Source organism: Altericroceibacterium xinjiangense (genome assembly GCF_003958635.1).
GTDB classification, from domain to species: Bacteria; Pseudomonadota; Alphaproteobacteria; order Sphingomonadales; family Sphingomonadaceae; genus Altericroceibacterium_A; species Altericroceibacterium_A xinjiangense.
Genome location: NZ_RSEK01000007.1, coordinates 34977 through 48369 on the forward strand (window position 1 = coordinate 34977; position 13393 = coordinate 48369).

Genomic DNA, 13393 nt, shown 5'->3' on the forward strand with positions numbered 1-13393 from the left:
GCCTACGTCACACCCTAAGGCGAACAAGGCGAGGCGCGCACAACCTTTCGGCGTTATCTCACAAGCATCCGTTCCGTAGGTCTTTCAGGCACTTCGCCCGAGAGCACCGCTTCGCGAAGATCGCTCTCCAGTTGCGCAGCTCGGCAGGCCGCGCTGTGTCCAGCCAGCACGCGATCCCGCGCCGCCTGCCCAAGGGCTCCGGCGTCGCGTTCGAGCGCAGAGAGAACATCCGCGCTGTTGTCAGCGAGGATGATTTCCCGGCCGGGCTCGAACAGTTCGTCCAGCCCTTCCCAGCGATCGGAAATGATGGGGGTGCCGCAGGCGCCTGCCTCGAACAGGCGCACGGAGGGAGACCAGCCCGCCTCGATCATGTCGGCGCGGGTAACATTGAGCGTGAAGCGCGATGCCGCGTAGAATTCCGGGTGGTCGGCGGGCGGCAGATGCTCGATCCGTTCGACGTTCGCCGGCCAGTCGATATCTGCCGGATACTGCGGCCCCGCAACGATGAAGCGCCTGTCCGGCCGCTGCCGAGCGGGTTCAAGCAGCAACCGCTCCAGAGTGGGCTGCCGGTCCGGGCTGTACGTCCCGAGGTAGGACAAGTCCCAGCGCGCCGGCACATCGAGCGGCCGATAGCGCTCCGTATCGACCGAACAGTACAGCGCTCTTGCCCCCGGAGATCCGAACTCCCGCTCCAGCCGATCGAGCGTCGGCCCGCCCGTGAACGAGAAGTAGAGATCGTAGCCGGGGATCAGGTCGGGTGAGAGATATTCGTGGTCGTCCCGCGCCAGCTTGGCCAGCGTGACGGGGGTGTCGATATCGTAAAAGCTGGTGATCCCCCGCGCGTGTTGCTGGACGTACCGGCCCACGGCCACGCCGTCCGGAACGTAGGACCCGACCATGACTGCGTCGGCCCGCGCGATCTCCTCCCGCCAACGGTCGAGCGCGGAAACGCTGTCGTAGTATTCCAGGCGACAGAAGTCCGGCGACGGCATGTCGCGGTGCTCCGCATACCACGGCACGTCTCTTTCCAGGAACAGCACCTCGTGCCCCCGCGCGGCGAATGCGGACAGCAGCGCCCGGAACGTGGTCGCATGCCCGTTCCCCCACGATGAGGACAAGCTGAGGCCGAGGACGACCAGCTTCACGCGGCGATCTCCCGGCTGCGCGCGCGCGCCGTGCGCAGGATCGTGTCGACCTCGGCGGCCCGCAGGTCATAGGTGTGTTCGGCCAGCACCCGCTTCAGCGCCGCCTGCCCGATTTCGCGAGCGCGCTCGTCGGTCAGCGCCGCGAGATGATCGGCGACATCCTGCCCGTCGCGGGCGACCAGCACTTCGCGGTCCGGTTCAAGGAACATCTCGATCCCTTCCCACGCGTCGGTGATCAGGCACGCCCCCGCACCGGCCGCTTCGAACACTCGGGTCGCAGGTGAAAAACCGATTTCCGCCATCGAATCTCGCGCTACGTTCAGCACCGCGCGCGGGGTGCAGTTGAACGCGTTGTGCGAAGCCGTGCCAACGTGGCCAATCGCGCGCACGTTCTCCGGCATCGGCTTGTCGTGCCAGCCATTGCCCCCGATCATGAAGCTCTTGTCCGGCTGCAGCGCGGCGGGGCGCAGGAAGAATTCCTCCACCCGCCGCTCCCGATCCGGCAAGCGGTTGGCCAGAAACCCGAGGTCGCAGGCGAACGCCGGATCGGCCGGGACCGGGTGGTGGGTTTCGGGATCGAGCGCGTTGTAGACCGGCACGCACTGCCGGGCGCCGAAGCCGGTATAAGCCTCCACGACCGGGGGGCCGCCCCCGTAGGTCAGCACCATGTCCAGATCGTCCAGCGCAGTGCGCAAGGGATGATCGGGGTCGGCGCGCATTTCATCGAGCGTGGCGGCGGCATCGACGTCCCAGTGCAGCACCAGTGCATCCTCGCGGCTTTCGCGCAGGACGCCTTCCAGCAACTCGCGATCGAACACGCCGACCCCGCTGGCCTTCACCACCACGTCGGCTGCGCCCGCTTCAGCCAGCACCCGGCGCAGGGCCTCGGGTGTCGCGCCATAGACGACCGAACGCGCCCATTCCGGCGGATCAATGTCGCGGTGCTGCTGGCGGTCGAACGCGTCCGGTTCGTAAAACGTGATCTCATACCCGCGCGCGGCGAGTGCCCGCAGGATGCCGCGGTAATACGTCGCCGCTCCGTTCCAGTAGGAGGACAGCAGGCTCGATCCGTAGAAAGCAATCTTCACGCGGTTTTCCTCATGTCCTTGTCTGTTCGTCCTGCCACCTGCGCCGCGATGCCGAGCAGTTCATCCACACGGTGGGCGCAGGTGTGGCGGGCGCGGATCGTTTCCAGTCCGCTGGCCGCCAGCGACACGCGCAAGGCGGGATCGGCGGCAAGGGCCTTCAGGTGCCGTTCCATCTCCTCTCTGTCCCGAGCCACCAGATAGTCCGTGCCGGGCCGGAAGAGATGCTCGGCATCCTCCCATGGGGCGGCGACCAGCGGAATGCCGCAGGCCAGCGCCTCGAACACACGGATCGTCGGGATTCCGGGAAGGATCGTCGTGTAATAGCGGCGGGGCACGTGGACGGTCGCCAAGGCCTGGGCGAAAATCTCCGGCGCGCGGGCGTTGGGGGCCCAACCGTGGTACGTGGCGCCGTAGCGGGCCAGCGTGTCCTTCGCCTCTTGCGGGTAGCGGACACCATAGATGTCCAGCGGCAGGCCTGCGGCTCGCGCGGGAGCGAACAGGAAACGCTCCAGTTCCTCGGTCCGCTCCCCATCGCCCCAGTTGCCGATCCAGACGAGGCCCTGACGGTCTGCATCCGTTTCCGGGGGATGAAACCGGCGAATGTCGGCCGCTTCATGCCAAGTCCATACCCGGCCTTCCCAGCCCCAGCCCCGATAGACTTCGGACAAGGTCTCGCCGAAGGCCAGCACCCCGTCATAGGCAGACAAGTCGAAGCGCTGCATTTCCTCCGGCGCGCTGACTGCGCGGTGGTGGGTGTCGTGGAACAGCAAGTGAAACGGTGCACCGCTCTTGCGCAAGGCACCCACAGCCGCGACCAGTTCCGGCTCGTTCCATTCGTGGACGATGACAAGATCGGCTCCGTCGACCATCTCCGCCGGGTCCGCACCGGCGGCGTACACGGTCGAGGACAAGCGCGGGTACTTCTCGCGATAGGCGGCAAGACCTTCGGGGCCGTGATCGGCCAGCAGGTTGGACAGGCTCCAGGCGTTCTCCGGCTCGAACGCGCGCACATCGTGGCCCCGCTCTGCCAGTTCATCAAGCACGCCCCGCAGGAAATGGGCGTTGCCGTGGTTCCAGCAGGATGCGAGCGAGTGCGTAAAGTAGACGATCCTCAAGCCGCCACCTCCTGCGGCCCCAGAAGTTGCTGGTAGATCGGCACCATGTCGCCAACCATGCGATCGGGGGTGAAACGCCGCGCCCGCTCGGACGCCGCCTCTCCCAGGTCGCGCCTTAGATCGGGGTCGTTCAGCAAGCGCCCGATTGCCGCGGCAAAGGCATCGGCATCCTCTGGATCGGCGAACAGCGCAGCCCCGTCCCACAATTCACGGAAGGTCGGGATGTCCGACAGTACCAGCGGACAGCCGGCGCTCGCCGCTTCCAGCACGGCGAGGCCGAACGGCTCAAAAGTCGCGGCCGAAACGAACACCGGCCGCAATCCCAGCAGCGTGTTCAGCGCCGTGGTGTCGAGGCGGCCGAGCGGCTGGAGATGGCTGAACGCGACTTCCTGTCCGTTCGGACCCTGCAGCGGCCCGGCAGCAAGGAACGGGACTTCGAGCAAGGCCGCCACTTCATCGAGCAGGGCCGCGTTCTTCACCTTGTCCCACTGCCGCCCGATGGTGAAGGCAGCCTTCAGCGGCTTGCGTTCCCGGCACCCGGACGTGATCGGCGCCCGGCCGTTGTGCACCGCCAGCGGCAGCGACGGCAATTCGTAAACGCGCTGGATCATGGCAGCGTAGCTGGCGCTGGGAGAGACCACCGCATCGGCAGACAGCAGGCCCTGGCGCATCATTTCCCGATGCCAGAGGTATTCGGGGGCAAGAGGCTCCTCCTTTGCCGCTTCCCACCAGGTGGCGATGCAGCCGTGCGTGACCGCCACGACCGGAACGGTGAATTCCGCCAGCCCAGCGAGCGCGGGAGTGTTGCAGTGAACGATGTCGACGGCTTCCCGCGCCGCGAGATCCGCCAGCTCGCGCGCCGCGTAGCGCACCGGTTCGGGCGCCGAGGAAAGCCAGTCCAGCGGCATTCCCGTCAGGACCAGCCGCAGCCCGGGAATCTGCTGTGCTTCCTTGCGCTGCTCGGGCGTGGGATCGGGCCCGAACACCGCGAGGATCACCTCGTGCCCCAGTTCGGCCAGCGCGCCGGACAGCTCGGTGGCGTACTGCCACACTCCGCCAACCGCATCGGCGGTCATCAGGATGCGCAGGCGCTCGCGCGTTGTCATGCCGTCACCGCGCGGACCGCCTGTACCGGCGCGAAATCGTCCTGAAGTCCGCGCGCTTCCCGCAGCCAGCCAGCAAGGTCGCGAACGCCCTTCCGCCAAGGCTTGCGCGTATCAAGCCCGAGCGCTTCGTCCGCCGCCCGCGTGTCGGCAACGAACCAGCGCTGGTCCCCCGGTCGCCAGTCGGAGAACTCCACCTTGGGCGCATGACCGATGATGGTCCCGATTTCCTCCAGCAACGTCAGCAAACTGACGGCGTTATCCGGCCCCCCGCCCCAGTTGAACGCGCGCCCGGATACCCGGTCGATGTTCCGCAACAGGGAACGGTAAGCCTCGCAGGTATCGGCAACGTCGCAGATGTCGCGGACTTGCTGGCCGTCGCCGTAGAGCGTGATCGTCTCGCCCTGCAGCGCGCGGATCAGGAAATGGGCGACCCAACCCTGGTCTTCCGTGCCCATCTGCCGCTCACCATAGATGCAGCTCATCCGCATCACGGCCGCCCGCATCGAATAACTGCGCGCGTAATCGAGCACGTACTGGTCGGCCGCACCCTTGGAGCAGCCGTACGGCGTGTGGAAATCGAGCGGCTGATGCTCCGACACCCCGCGCCGGGCCAGCTCCGGCTCATCCGGGGCGTAGCCGCAATCGGCCAGCTTCATGTCGATTCCCGACAAGTCGCCGTAGACCTTGTTGGTCGAGGCGAAGATCACCGGCGCCTGGGGCGCACGGGCCCGCACGGCTTCCAGCAGGTTGAAGGTGCCGCCTATGTTGATCTCCAGATCACTGCGCGGATCGGCCATGCTGGTAGTCACCGCCACTTGCGCGGCAAAGTGGAACACCGCACTCGCCCCGCGCACCGCATCGGCCAGCCGATCGGCGTCACGCACGTCGGCAATCACCGGCTCGATCAGATCGCCGTGGCAGCGGCTTAGCCAGTCGAGGTTGGCTTCCACTCCGGGACGGTTCAGCGCGTCGAACACGCGTACGCGGTGCCCCTCGCTTGCCAGCCGGAAAGCGAGATTGGAACCGATGAACCCTGCACCGCCGGTGACGAGGATCGTCTCTGGACCAGACCCGCTCATGCGACCAGCCCGCGCGCCTCGAGTTCGCTCCGCGCCGTGCTGACGCGGTCCTCGGCGGTCTGGCGGGATACCCATTCAGCCAGGTCCGCCAGACCCTCGGCGAAGTCTTCGCGCGCTTCGAACCCCAACGCTTCGCGCGATAGGGTCGTGTCGCAGAAGCAGTGGCGAATATCGCCCGTGCGGGCCTTGCCGACGATTTCCGGTTCGATGGCGCCCCTTCCCATCGCCTTGGCCAGTTCGTGCGCCACCTGCTTGACCGAGCGATCATGGCCCGAACCGACGTTGAACGTGCCGCCGACCGCTTCCGGCAGGATCAGTGCATCGGCAAAGGCGCGGGCGACATCATGCACGTGAACGAAATCGCGCCGCTGCTCGCCATCCTCGAAAATCATCGGCGGCTGCCCGTTCAGCAGCCGCGACGCGAAGATCGCCAGCACCCCGGTGTAGGGGTTGGACAGCGCCTGGCCCGGGCCATAGACGTTGAACAGGCGCAGGCACGCGCTCTCGATCCCGTAGGGCGGCCCCATGATGTGGGTCGTGCGCTCCTGCACGTACTTGTTGAGGGCGTAGATCGAAGACAGGTTCGGCCGCTTCCATTCCGGCGTCGCAACCGGGGTCAGCGGGCGCCCCTTGGCATCCACCGGCTCCCAGTTCGCCTGCCCGTCGCGCAAGCCGCCGCGCGCGGCGTCCTCCACCAGGTTGCCGTCCGCATCGCGGTACAGCCCTTCGCCATAGATGCTCATCGAAGACGCGGTGACGACCCGGCGCACCGGGTGGTCGATCAGCCGTTCGAACAGGACGGCCGTGCCGACGTCATTGGTCGAGGTGTAGCGTTCCACCTCATACATCGACTGGCCCACCCCGACTTCGGCAGCAAGGTGGATCATGCTGTCCACTCCGCGCAATGCGCTGGCCACCGCATCACCGGAACGGACGTCCGCATGGATGAACTCCACGTCGTCCGGAAGCGTATCGGGCCGCTTTCCGCCCGTGTCGCCGTGAACTTGCTCCAGAAGACTGTCGAGCACGCGAACGCGGTTGCCGCGCTGCAGGAGCTCCCTGCACACCGATTTGCCGATGAATCCTGCGCCGCCCGTTACGAGAACCGTTTCCGTCATTGAACCCCCACTGTGTTCCGGCCGTCTGAGAAGACCGATAAAATCACGCCCGCCACTGCTCTTTGCACAACTTCTGTTATGGCTATCTTGCAGGCAGCCATGCTCTCCTTTGGGAGAGGGAATGCTTCTTCTTGATCTAAGTTCCCGGAGCCGCCCGGGCCAGATCAATGGCCGGGAACCAACACCGTTCCCGAGGTTTGTAGAAGCTGCCGGATGGCGTGCCGGCGGATCGGCTGCAGGCCGCAACCATACGGACGTTACGGTAGAACGACAAAGGGGAAGCGATCATCGCGACGGCCACGATTCTGTTGATCCGTCACGCCGCTCACGGCCATCTCGGGAATACGCTTTCAGGGCGCACCGAAGGCATCGCCCTCAGCGCGGAAGGAGCCGGGCAGGCTCGCTCGCTTGCCGAAAGATTGGCGGAAAACCCACCCGATGCCCTCCAATCCAGCCCCGTCCAGCGCGCCCGTGAGACAGCTGATGCGATCGCCGGCGCGTGCGGTCTGCGGACCGAAGTGACGGATGCCCTCAATGAGGTCGACTTCGGCGCATGGACCGGCCGCAGCTTTGCCTCCCTGGAAGGTGATGCGGCGTGGGGCCGGTGGAACACTCGCCGGTCCGAAGCTTCGCCGCCGGGCGGAGAAACGATGGTTGCAGCGCAAGAACGCGCGGTTGCGCATCTTTACGAAACCGCCGCCCGTTTCCCCGGCGGAACCGTGGCGATGGTAACGCATTGCGACATAATCCGCGCCATCGCCGCGGCCGTGCTCGGCCTGTCGCTCGACCAGATTTTGAATTTCGACATAGATCCGGCAAGGATAAGCCGCATCGCGGCGGGCGACTGGGGCGCCCGGGTATTGAGTTTGAATGAGGGGGTTGCATGACAATGACAAGCGCGACGGCGCGCGACCATCGGGGTATCGAGGCAGAAGACCTGCGCGCGCGAGTTGAAGCGCTGGCCCCGTGGTTCCAGAACTTCCATCTCGGACACGGCATCCAGACCGCGCCGGATCATTTCCTCGGCGATTATCCGGCCTTCAAGTTCCGCGGCTTCGCCGATGCACTGCCGGATGATCTCACGGGCAAGTCGGTGCTCGACATCGGGTGCAATGCCGGGTTCTACTCGATCGAGATGAAGCGGCGCGGCGCAGGCCGTGTGCTCGGGATCGACAGCGACGATCGCTACCTCGATCAGGCGCGGCTTGCGTCCGAGGCCTTCGGCTTTCCGGATATCGAGTACCGCAACCTCTCGGTCTACGACATCGGATCTCTGGGGGAGAAGTTCGACTGGGTGATCTTCATGGGGGTGCTGTACCATCTGCGCCACCCGCTGCTCGCGCTCGACCTGATCCGGGAACACGTGGCGGGTGAGATGATGCTGTTCCAGACGATGCAGCAAGGCACGGACGCCGTGCTGCAAGTGCCGAGCGATCATCCCTTCCACGTCCCGGGAACGCACCGGCCGCCCGATTACTTCGACAATCCGGCCTACCCCAAGATGCATTTCATTGAGCGGTCCTTTGCCGACGACTGGACCAACTGGTGGGCGCCGAACGCCGCCTGCAGCCAGGCAATGCTGCGGGCAGCGGGCTTTGCGATCGAGGCTAATCCGGAACCGGAGGTCTACGTTTGCCGCGTGACCCCTGTCCCTTACGAAGAATTCGGTCCGGCGGCGGTCTATCCGGCCAAAGGCAACGAAGGGGGGGAAAGCGCGTGATCGAAGCCGCGATGATCTGGAACGAACCGAACAACAAGTCGCACTGGAACCCCGAGCTCGATCCCGACTGGTCGCGCTATTCCGATATGGTGATCCGCACGGGCAACGCGATTGCGGCCATCAATCCCGCCGTTACCCGCGTTCTGGGCGGCATGAGCCCGATCGACCCGCACTGGGTTGAACGTGTTCGCGGGCACGGGGCGCTGGATGCAGTCGATGTCGTCGCGGTCCACGGCTTCCCGCTGGACTGGAATCTTTGGCCGATCCATGCCTGGCCGGACAAGATCGCGGAGATCGAGGCGGTCGTGCCCGACAAGCCGGTGTGGGTGACCGAAGTCGGCGTCGGGTCTTTCGGCGCGGAAGAAGTGCAGGTCTTCGGCGTCAACAAGACGGCCGAACTGCTGATCGGTCGCGTTCCGCAGGTCTTCTGGTATTCCCTGTTCGACTTGCCGCAGGAATGGGGCGCGACCACACGCCACCGCGAGGCGGAAGGATCGAGCTACTACCGCCATTTCTACATGGGGTTGATCCGGGCCGATGGCACCCCGAAGCCCGCGCTTGACGAATACGCCAAGGTGGCGGACCGGATGGGCCTGATGCAGTGGTTCCACTTCGAGGACCCGCGGCTGGACGATGCGGTCGCCTGGATGAAGCGGCTGGGCACCAAGAAGCTGCGCACCGGCCTCAGCTGGGCGGACAGCTTCCGTCCCAACGCCGTCGACTGGTTCGACCGGATGATGGAGGCGGTGGCCGATTTTGACACCACGATCACGTTCTGCTTCACGCCCGAACATCTTGGGGTCGAGGCGCATCATACCAGCTGCGCCAAAGACCCGCAGCAATTCGCGGATTTCTGCGCCTGGATGATCGATCGCTACGCACCGGCGCAAACCAGCCGGACCGATGCCAACAAGATCGAGGTCCGCGCGTGAGCTTTCCCGAGGAAGGAGCCTGACATGCTGTCTCCAAAGACACGCGGGATCAACGTAGCCCTGGTCGGGGTCGGCAACTGCTCCAGTTCCCTTGTCCAAGGCGTGGCGCACTACCGCAGCGGCGCGAACGACACGACCGGCCTGATGCATTACGAGCTCGGCGGGTACGAGCCGGGGGACATCCGGTTCGTCGCCGCCTGGGACGTGGACCGGCGCAAGGTCGGCCGCGACGTTGCCGAGGCGATCTTCGCCAAGCCCAATTGCACGACCGTGTTCTGCGATACGATCGAGCCAAGCGGCGCCGAAGTGCGGATGGGCCGCATCCTTGACGGCGTGGCCGATCACATGGCGGAGTTTCCGGACGATCGGACGTTTTGCGTTGCCGACGCGCCTGAGCCGAACAAGGATGAAGTCGTCGCGATCCTGCGCGAAACCGAAACCGACGTGCTGATGAACTACCTCCCTGTCGGATCGCAGAAGGCGACCGAATTCTACGCGGAATGCGCGCTGGAAGCCGGGGTTTCCTTCGTCAACAACATCCCCGTGTTCATTGCCAGCGATCCTGACTGGGCCGAGCGGTTCCGCGCAGCCGGGGTGCCGATCATCGGGGACGACATCAAGGCCCAGCTTGGCGCGACGATCGTCCACCGCGTACTGACCGACTTGTTCAAGAAGCGCGGTGTGAAGCTGGAGCGGACGTATCAGCTCAACACCGGCGGCAACACCGACTTCCTCAACATGCTGGAACGCAAGCGCCTTGCGTCCAAGAAGGAATCCAAGACCGAGGCCGTCCAGTCGGTTGCGGCGTCGCGACTGGGTGATGAAAACATCCACATCGGCCCGTCTGACTATGTCGCGTGGCAGAACGACAACAAGGTCTGTTTCCTGCGCATGGAAGGCCAGATGTTCGGCGGCGTGCCGATGAACCTGGAACTGCGTCTTTCGGTGGAGGACAGCCCCAATTCGGCTGGCGTGGCGATCGACATGATCCGCTGCGCGAAGCTGGCGCGGGACCGGGGCATTGCCGGCCCGATCGATCCCGCGTCGTCCTTCTTCTGCAAGCATCCCCCTGAGCAAGTGCCCGACGACCATGCCTGGGCCATGCTTGAAAAGTTCATCGCAGCGGACTGAGTTTTTCATGACACCAACGATGAAAGCGGCCGTGCTCACCGGCCCGCGCGCCTTTGCCGTGCAAGAGGTTGAGCGTCCCGAGCCAGGAACAGGCGAAGTGCGCGTGCGGCTGGAAGGCTGCGGCGTCTGCGCATCGAACCTGACCCCGTGGGAAGGACCCGAGTGGATGCAGTTTCCCACGCCGCCGGGCGATCTGGGCCATGAAGGCTGGGGCAGGATCGAAGCCGTCGGTCCGGACGTGGACGGGCTTGCAGTCGGGGACCGGGTCGCGGCCCTCAGCTACAAGTCCTATGCCGAAGCGGATGTCGCCAAGGCCGACATGGTGGTGAAGCTGCCGCCCGAACTCGATGGCAAGCCTTTCCCCGGAGAACCGCTGGGCTGCGCGTTCAACATCTTCCGCCGCAGCGACATCAAACCCGGCCAGACGGTCGCAATCGTGGGGATCGGCTTTCTTGGCGCGGTGCTGTGCCAGCTGGCCAGCGATGCGGGTGCGAAGGTGATTGCGATCTCCCGCCGCCCGGAATCGCTCGACCTCGCTCGCCGGTTCGGCGCGGCCGAAACCGTGCCGATGGACGATCACTGGAAGATCATCGAACGCGTGAAGGAGATCGCCGGCGAGGGTTTGTGCGAGCGGGTGATCGAGTGCGTCGGCAAGCAGTGGCCGCTCGACCTATCTACGGAACTTGTCGGCTTCGGCGGCAAGCTGATCGTTGCCGGGTACCACCAGGACGGCCCGCGTCAGGTCAACATGCAGACGTGGAACTGGAAGGGGATCGACGTGATCAACGCACACGAACGCGACCCCGAAGTGCAGCTTCAGGGCGTGCGCGAAGCGGTGGAGGCCGTTGCCAGCGGCCGGCTTGACCCCGAACCGCTCTATACCCGCGGGTATCGGCTGGACGATCTCGGCAAGGCGCTCGACGACACGCGCGACAAGCCGGGCGCTTTCGTGAAAGCGCTGGTAGAACTGGCATGACGAAACCGCGCGTCGGATTTCTCGGCACCGGCTGGATCGGCCGCCACCGGATGCAGGCGATGATCGAGAGCGGCGCAATTCTGCCCGTCGCCGTCTCCGACCTTTCCGAAGAATGCGTGCAGGAAGCGGCCAGGCTTGCGCCTGACGCCGCGGTCCTGCCTTCGCTCGATGCGATGCTGGACGCAAGGCTGGACGGGCTGGTGATCGCCACGCCCAGCGCGCTCCACGCCGAACAATCGATCGCGGCGCTGAACCGCGGCATCGCCGTGTTCTGCCAGAAACCATTGGGCCGCAACGCAGCCGAAGCGCAGGCGGTGGTCGATGCGGCAAAGAACGCGGACCGGCTGCTGTCGGTCGATTTCTCCTACCGCCTGACGTCCGCGATCCAGGCGATCGAGCCGCTGATCCGCAATGGCGAACTCGGGGACCTGTTCGCGATCGATCTCACGTTTCACAACGCCTACGGACCGGACAAGCCGTGGTTCTACGACCGCGCGCAGTCGGGCGGCGGCTGCGTCATGGATCTTGGCGTCCACTTGGTGGACCTTGCGCTGTGGCTGCAGGACTTTCCGCAAGTGGAGCACGTGAGTTCCCGGTTGTTCGCCGGCGGGCAGCCGCTTTCCCCCTCCTCCGACGAAGTCGAGGATTATGCCGTCGCCCGGCTGGACCTTACCAACGGCGTTTCCGTGCGGCTCGCGTGCTCCTGGCGGTTGCAGGCCGGGCAGGAAGCGGTGATCGAAGCGAGCTTCTACGGCACGAACGGCGGCGCCGCGCTGAAGAACATTGGCGGCAGCTTCTACGATTTCGAGGCCCTGCGCTTTTCCGGTACGTCGACCGACCGGCTGGTCCAACCGCCCGATGAATGGGGCGGACGCGCGGCAGCCGCCTGGGCTGGGAGACTGGCCGATAATCCTTGTTTCGATCCTGCGGCCGAGCGGCTGGGCGATGTCGCCGACGTGCTAGACCGGATCTACCAGCCGGCGGGCTAGCCCTCCCCCCGGAACGCCGTTTCGACTTCATCGATCATGCGCTGTTCCTCGCCTTCATAGCGCGGGGAGAAATGGAACGGCTCCACTCGGCGGACGCCCACCATCCGCGCGATCTCGCCCGCTGCCCGCGTGGTCAGGTGCGCGCGGTAGTCTGCCTTGTCGCGGTCAGCCGCGGCGAAGGACGCCTCGATGAACAGGGTGTCCGCCGCGGCGCAAAGCGTTGCGATCCTGCGCCGGTTGTCCGGCGTGTCGCGCACGTCGGTGACGTAGCCGAGCATCTGCCCGCGTTCGACGCTGACCAGCCCGCGCAGGTCGCCCAAGGGGGCAGACGTGCCGCCGGGCAGCGGCACGGTGAAGTCATCCTCCCTTCCCTCCCTTACCGCTTGTTTCAGCCCCTGCAGCCACTGACCTAGCGGGAGTCCCTGCTCCTCCACCCGGTTGCGCCAGACGTTGACGTGGATTGGCTCGGCCACGGCGTAGGCAAGGCTCGGACCGTGATGTTCCAGCAAGGCAGCGCGCACGGTGAAGGAGGGCGTCTCCAGGATCGTCCCCTCCCTGGCGCTCCGTTCATCCAGCTCACGGCAGACGAAGGCCTGTTTCAGCGCGAACTCAGCCTCGCGCAGGCGTTCTCCGTCAAATTCGATCACATGGAACACGAGGTCCGTCTCGTACCGATCCACAAGATCCCAGGTGTAGCCTGCCAGCTTGTGCCCTACGCAGGCGATCACGCCAGGCGGGCCTGTGACCACGATCCGCTTGTCTCGCCCGACATTGACCCGCAGCAAGGCATCGAAGCCGATAAAGTGATCCATATGCATGTGAGAGACGAACACGTGCTCCACCCGCAGCAGGTGCCGCGCGCTGAGACGCGAAAGGTCGCCCAAGTCGAACAGGAACGCGGCCCGGGCATGCAGCCGTTCGACCAGAATCGCCGCATCGCCGAACCGGCCGTTAACGAGATTTGCGTGCAACGTCGGGCGCATCGGCCAAAGAA

At 65.5% G+C, this 13393-nt stretch carries 13 protein-coding genes; 6 read left to right on the forward strand and 7 right to left on the reverse strand.

Features of this window, described 5'->3' with window-relative positions:
• Nucleotides 1–53: 53 nt before the first annotated feature.
• Genes ELY13_RS09480 through ELY13_RS09505 form a run of 6 tightly spaced genes read right to left on the reverse strand, consistent with a single transcriptional unit; the run spans nucleotide 54 to nucleotide 6651 of the window.
• Nucleotides 54–1145 (reverse strand): CgeB family protein, encoded by a 1092-nt coding sequence (locus ELY13_RS09480; RefSeq protein ID WP_126173679.1) that lies wholly within the window; start codon nucleotides 1143–1145, stop codon nucleotides 54–56.
• Nucleotides 1142–2233 (reverse strand): CgeB family protein, encoded by a 1092-nt coding sequence (locus tag ELY13_RS09485; protein ID WP_126173680.1) that lies wholly within the window; start codon nucleotides 2231–2233, stop codon nucleotides 1142–1144. Before ELY13_RS09485 ends, ELY13_RS09480 begins: the two co-directional genes overlap by 4 nt.
• Nucleotides 2230–3348: a CgeB family protein gene (locus ELY13_RS09490; protein WP_126173681.1), complete on the reverse strand. Its 1119-nt coding sequence runs from the start codon at nucleotides 3346–3348 to the stop codon at nucleotides 2230–2232. The genes ELY13_RS09485 and ELY13_RS09490 overlap by 4 nt, the downstream gene beginning before the upstream one ends.
• Nucleotides 3345–4454, reverse strand: a complete 1110-nt coding sequence (locus ELY13_RS09495) for a glycosyltransferase family 4 protein (protein ID WP_126173682.1) — start codon at nucleotides 4452–4454, stop codon at nucleotides 3345–3347. Before ELY13_RS09495 ends, ELY13_RS09490 begins: the two co-directional genes overlap by 4 nt.
• Complete coding sequence (locus ELY13_RS09500) at nucleotides 4451–5533, reverse strand: NAD-dependent epimerase/dehydratase family protein (protein ID WP_126173683.1); 1083 nt, start codon at nucleotides 5531–5533, stop codon at nucleotides 4451–4453. Before ELY13_RS09500 ends, ELY13_RS09495 begins: the two co-directional genes overlap by 4 nt.
• On the reverse strand, nucleotides 5530–6651 hold the full coding sequence (locus ELY13_RS09505; RefSeq protein WP_126173684.1) for an NAD-dependent epimerase/dehydratase family protein: 1122 nt from the start codon (nucleotides 6649–6651) through the stop codon (nucleotides 5530–5532). Before ELY13_RS09505 ends, ELY13_RS09500 begins: the two co-directional genes overlap by 4 nt.
• A 308-nt stretch (nucleotides 6652–6959) precedes the next feature.
• On the opposite strand from ELY13_RS09505, the gene ELY13_RS09510 reads away from it, so the two are divergent.
• The 6 genes from ELY13_RS09510 to ELY13_RS09535 are packed head-to-tail and all read left to right on the forward strand — an operon-like array spanning nucleotide 6960 to nucleotide 12399.
• The gene (locus tag ELY13_RS09510; protein WP_164549759.1) at nucleotides 6960–7538 is read left to right on the forward strand and encodes a histidine phosphatase family protein; all 579 of its coding nucleotides are present in this window, start codon (nucleotides 6960–6962) and stop codon (nucleotides 7536–7538) included.
• Entirely contained in the window at nucleotides 7535–8371 is an 837-nt protein-coding gene (locus ELY13_RS09515) for a TIGR04290 family methyltransferase (protein WP_241233622.1), read from the forward strand. The genes ELY13_RS09510 and ELY13_RS09515 overlap by 4 nt, the downstream gene beginning before the upstream one ends.
• Entirely contained in the window at nucleotides 8368–9303 is a 936-nt protein-coding gene (locus ELY13_RS09520; RefSeq protein ID WP_126173686.1) for a glycoside hydrolase 5 family protein, read from the forward strand. The genes ELY13_RS09515 and ELY13_RS09520 overlap by 4 nt, the downstream gene beginning before the upstream one ends.
• A gap of 24 nt (nucleotides 9304–9327) precedes the next feature.
• The gene (locus ELY13_RS09525; protein ID WP_126173687.1) at nucleotides 9328–10434 is read left to right on the forward strand and encodes an inositol-3-phosphate synthase; all 1107 of its coding nucleotides are present in this window, start codon (nucleotides 9328–9330) and stop codon (nucleotides 10432–10434) included.
• A gap of 7 nt (nucleotides 10435–10441) precedes the next feature.
• Complete coding sequence (locus tag ELY13_RS09530; protein ID WP_206436026.1) at nucleotides 10442–11410, forward strand: MDR/zinc-dependent alcohol dehydrogenase-like family protein; 969 nt, start codon at nucleotides 10442–10444, stop codon at nucleotides 11408–11410.
• Nucleotides 11407–12399, forward strand: a complete 993-nt coding sequence (locus ELY13_RS09535) for a Gfo/Idh/MocA family protein (RefSeq protein WP_126173688.1) — start codon at nucleotides 11407–11409, stop codon at nucleotides 12397–12399. Before ELY13_RS09530 ends, ELY13_RS09535 begins: the two co-directional genes overlap by 4 nt.
• On the opposite strand, the gene ELY13_RS09540 is transcribed toward ELY13_RS09535, so the two are convergent.
• Nucleotides 12396–13370 carry a ribonuclease Z gene (locus tag ELY13_RS09540; protein WP_164549760.1) on the reverse strand — a complete coding sequence of 325 codons (975 nt, stop codon included), beginning with the start codon at nucleotides 13368–13370 and terminating at the stop codon, nucleotides 12396–12398. The genes ELY13_RS09535 and ELY13_RS09540 overlap by 4 nt on opposite strands.
• Nucleotides 13371–13393: the final 23 nt, after the last annotated feature.

What these genes read in the sequence shown, in the direction of transcription:
- ELY13_RS09495 (WP_126173682.1), bottom strand. Translation starts at nt 4,454, where the DNA reads ATGACAACGCGCGAGCGCCTGCGCATCCTGATGACCGCCGATGCGGTT.
- ELY13_RS09500 (WP_126173683.1), bottom strand. Translation starts at nt 5,533, where the DNA reads ATGAGCGGGTCTGGTCCAGAGACGATCCTCGTCACCGGCGGTGCAGGG.
- ELY13_RS09505 (WP_126173684.1), bottom strand. Translation starts at nt 6,651, where the DNA reads ATGACGGAAACGGTTCTCGTAACGGGCGGCGCAGGATTCATCGGCAAA.
- ELY13_RS09515 (WP_241233622.1), top strand. Translation starts at nt 7,535, where the DNA reads ATGACAATGACAAGCGCGACGGCGCGCGACCATCGGGGTATCGAGGCA.
- ELY13_RS09525 (WP_126173687.1), top strand. Translation starts at nt 9,328, where the DNA reads ATGCTGTCTCCAAAGACACGCGGGATCAACGTAGCCCTGGTCGGGGTC.
- ELY13_RS09530 (WP_206436026.1), top strand. Translation starts at nt 10,442, where the DNA reads ATGACACCAACGATGAAAGCGGCCGTGCTCACCGGCCCGCGCGCCTTT.
- ELY13_RS09535 (WP_126173688.1), top strand. Translation starts at nt 11,407, where the DNA reads ATGACGAAACCGCGCGTCGGATTTCTCGGCACCGGCTGGATCGGCCGC.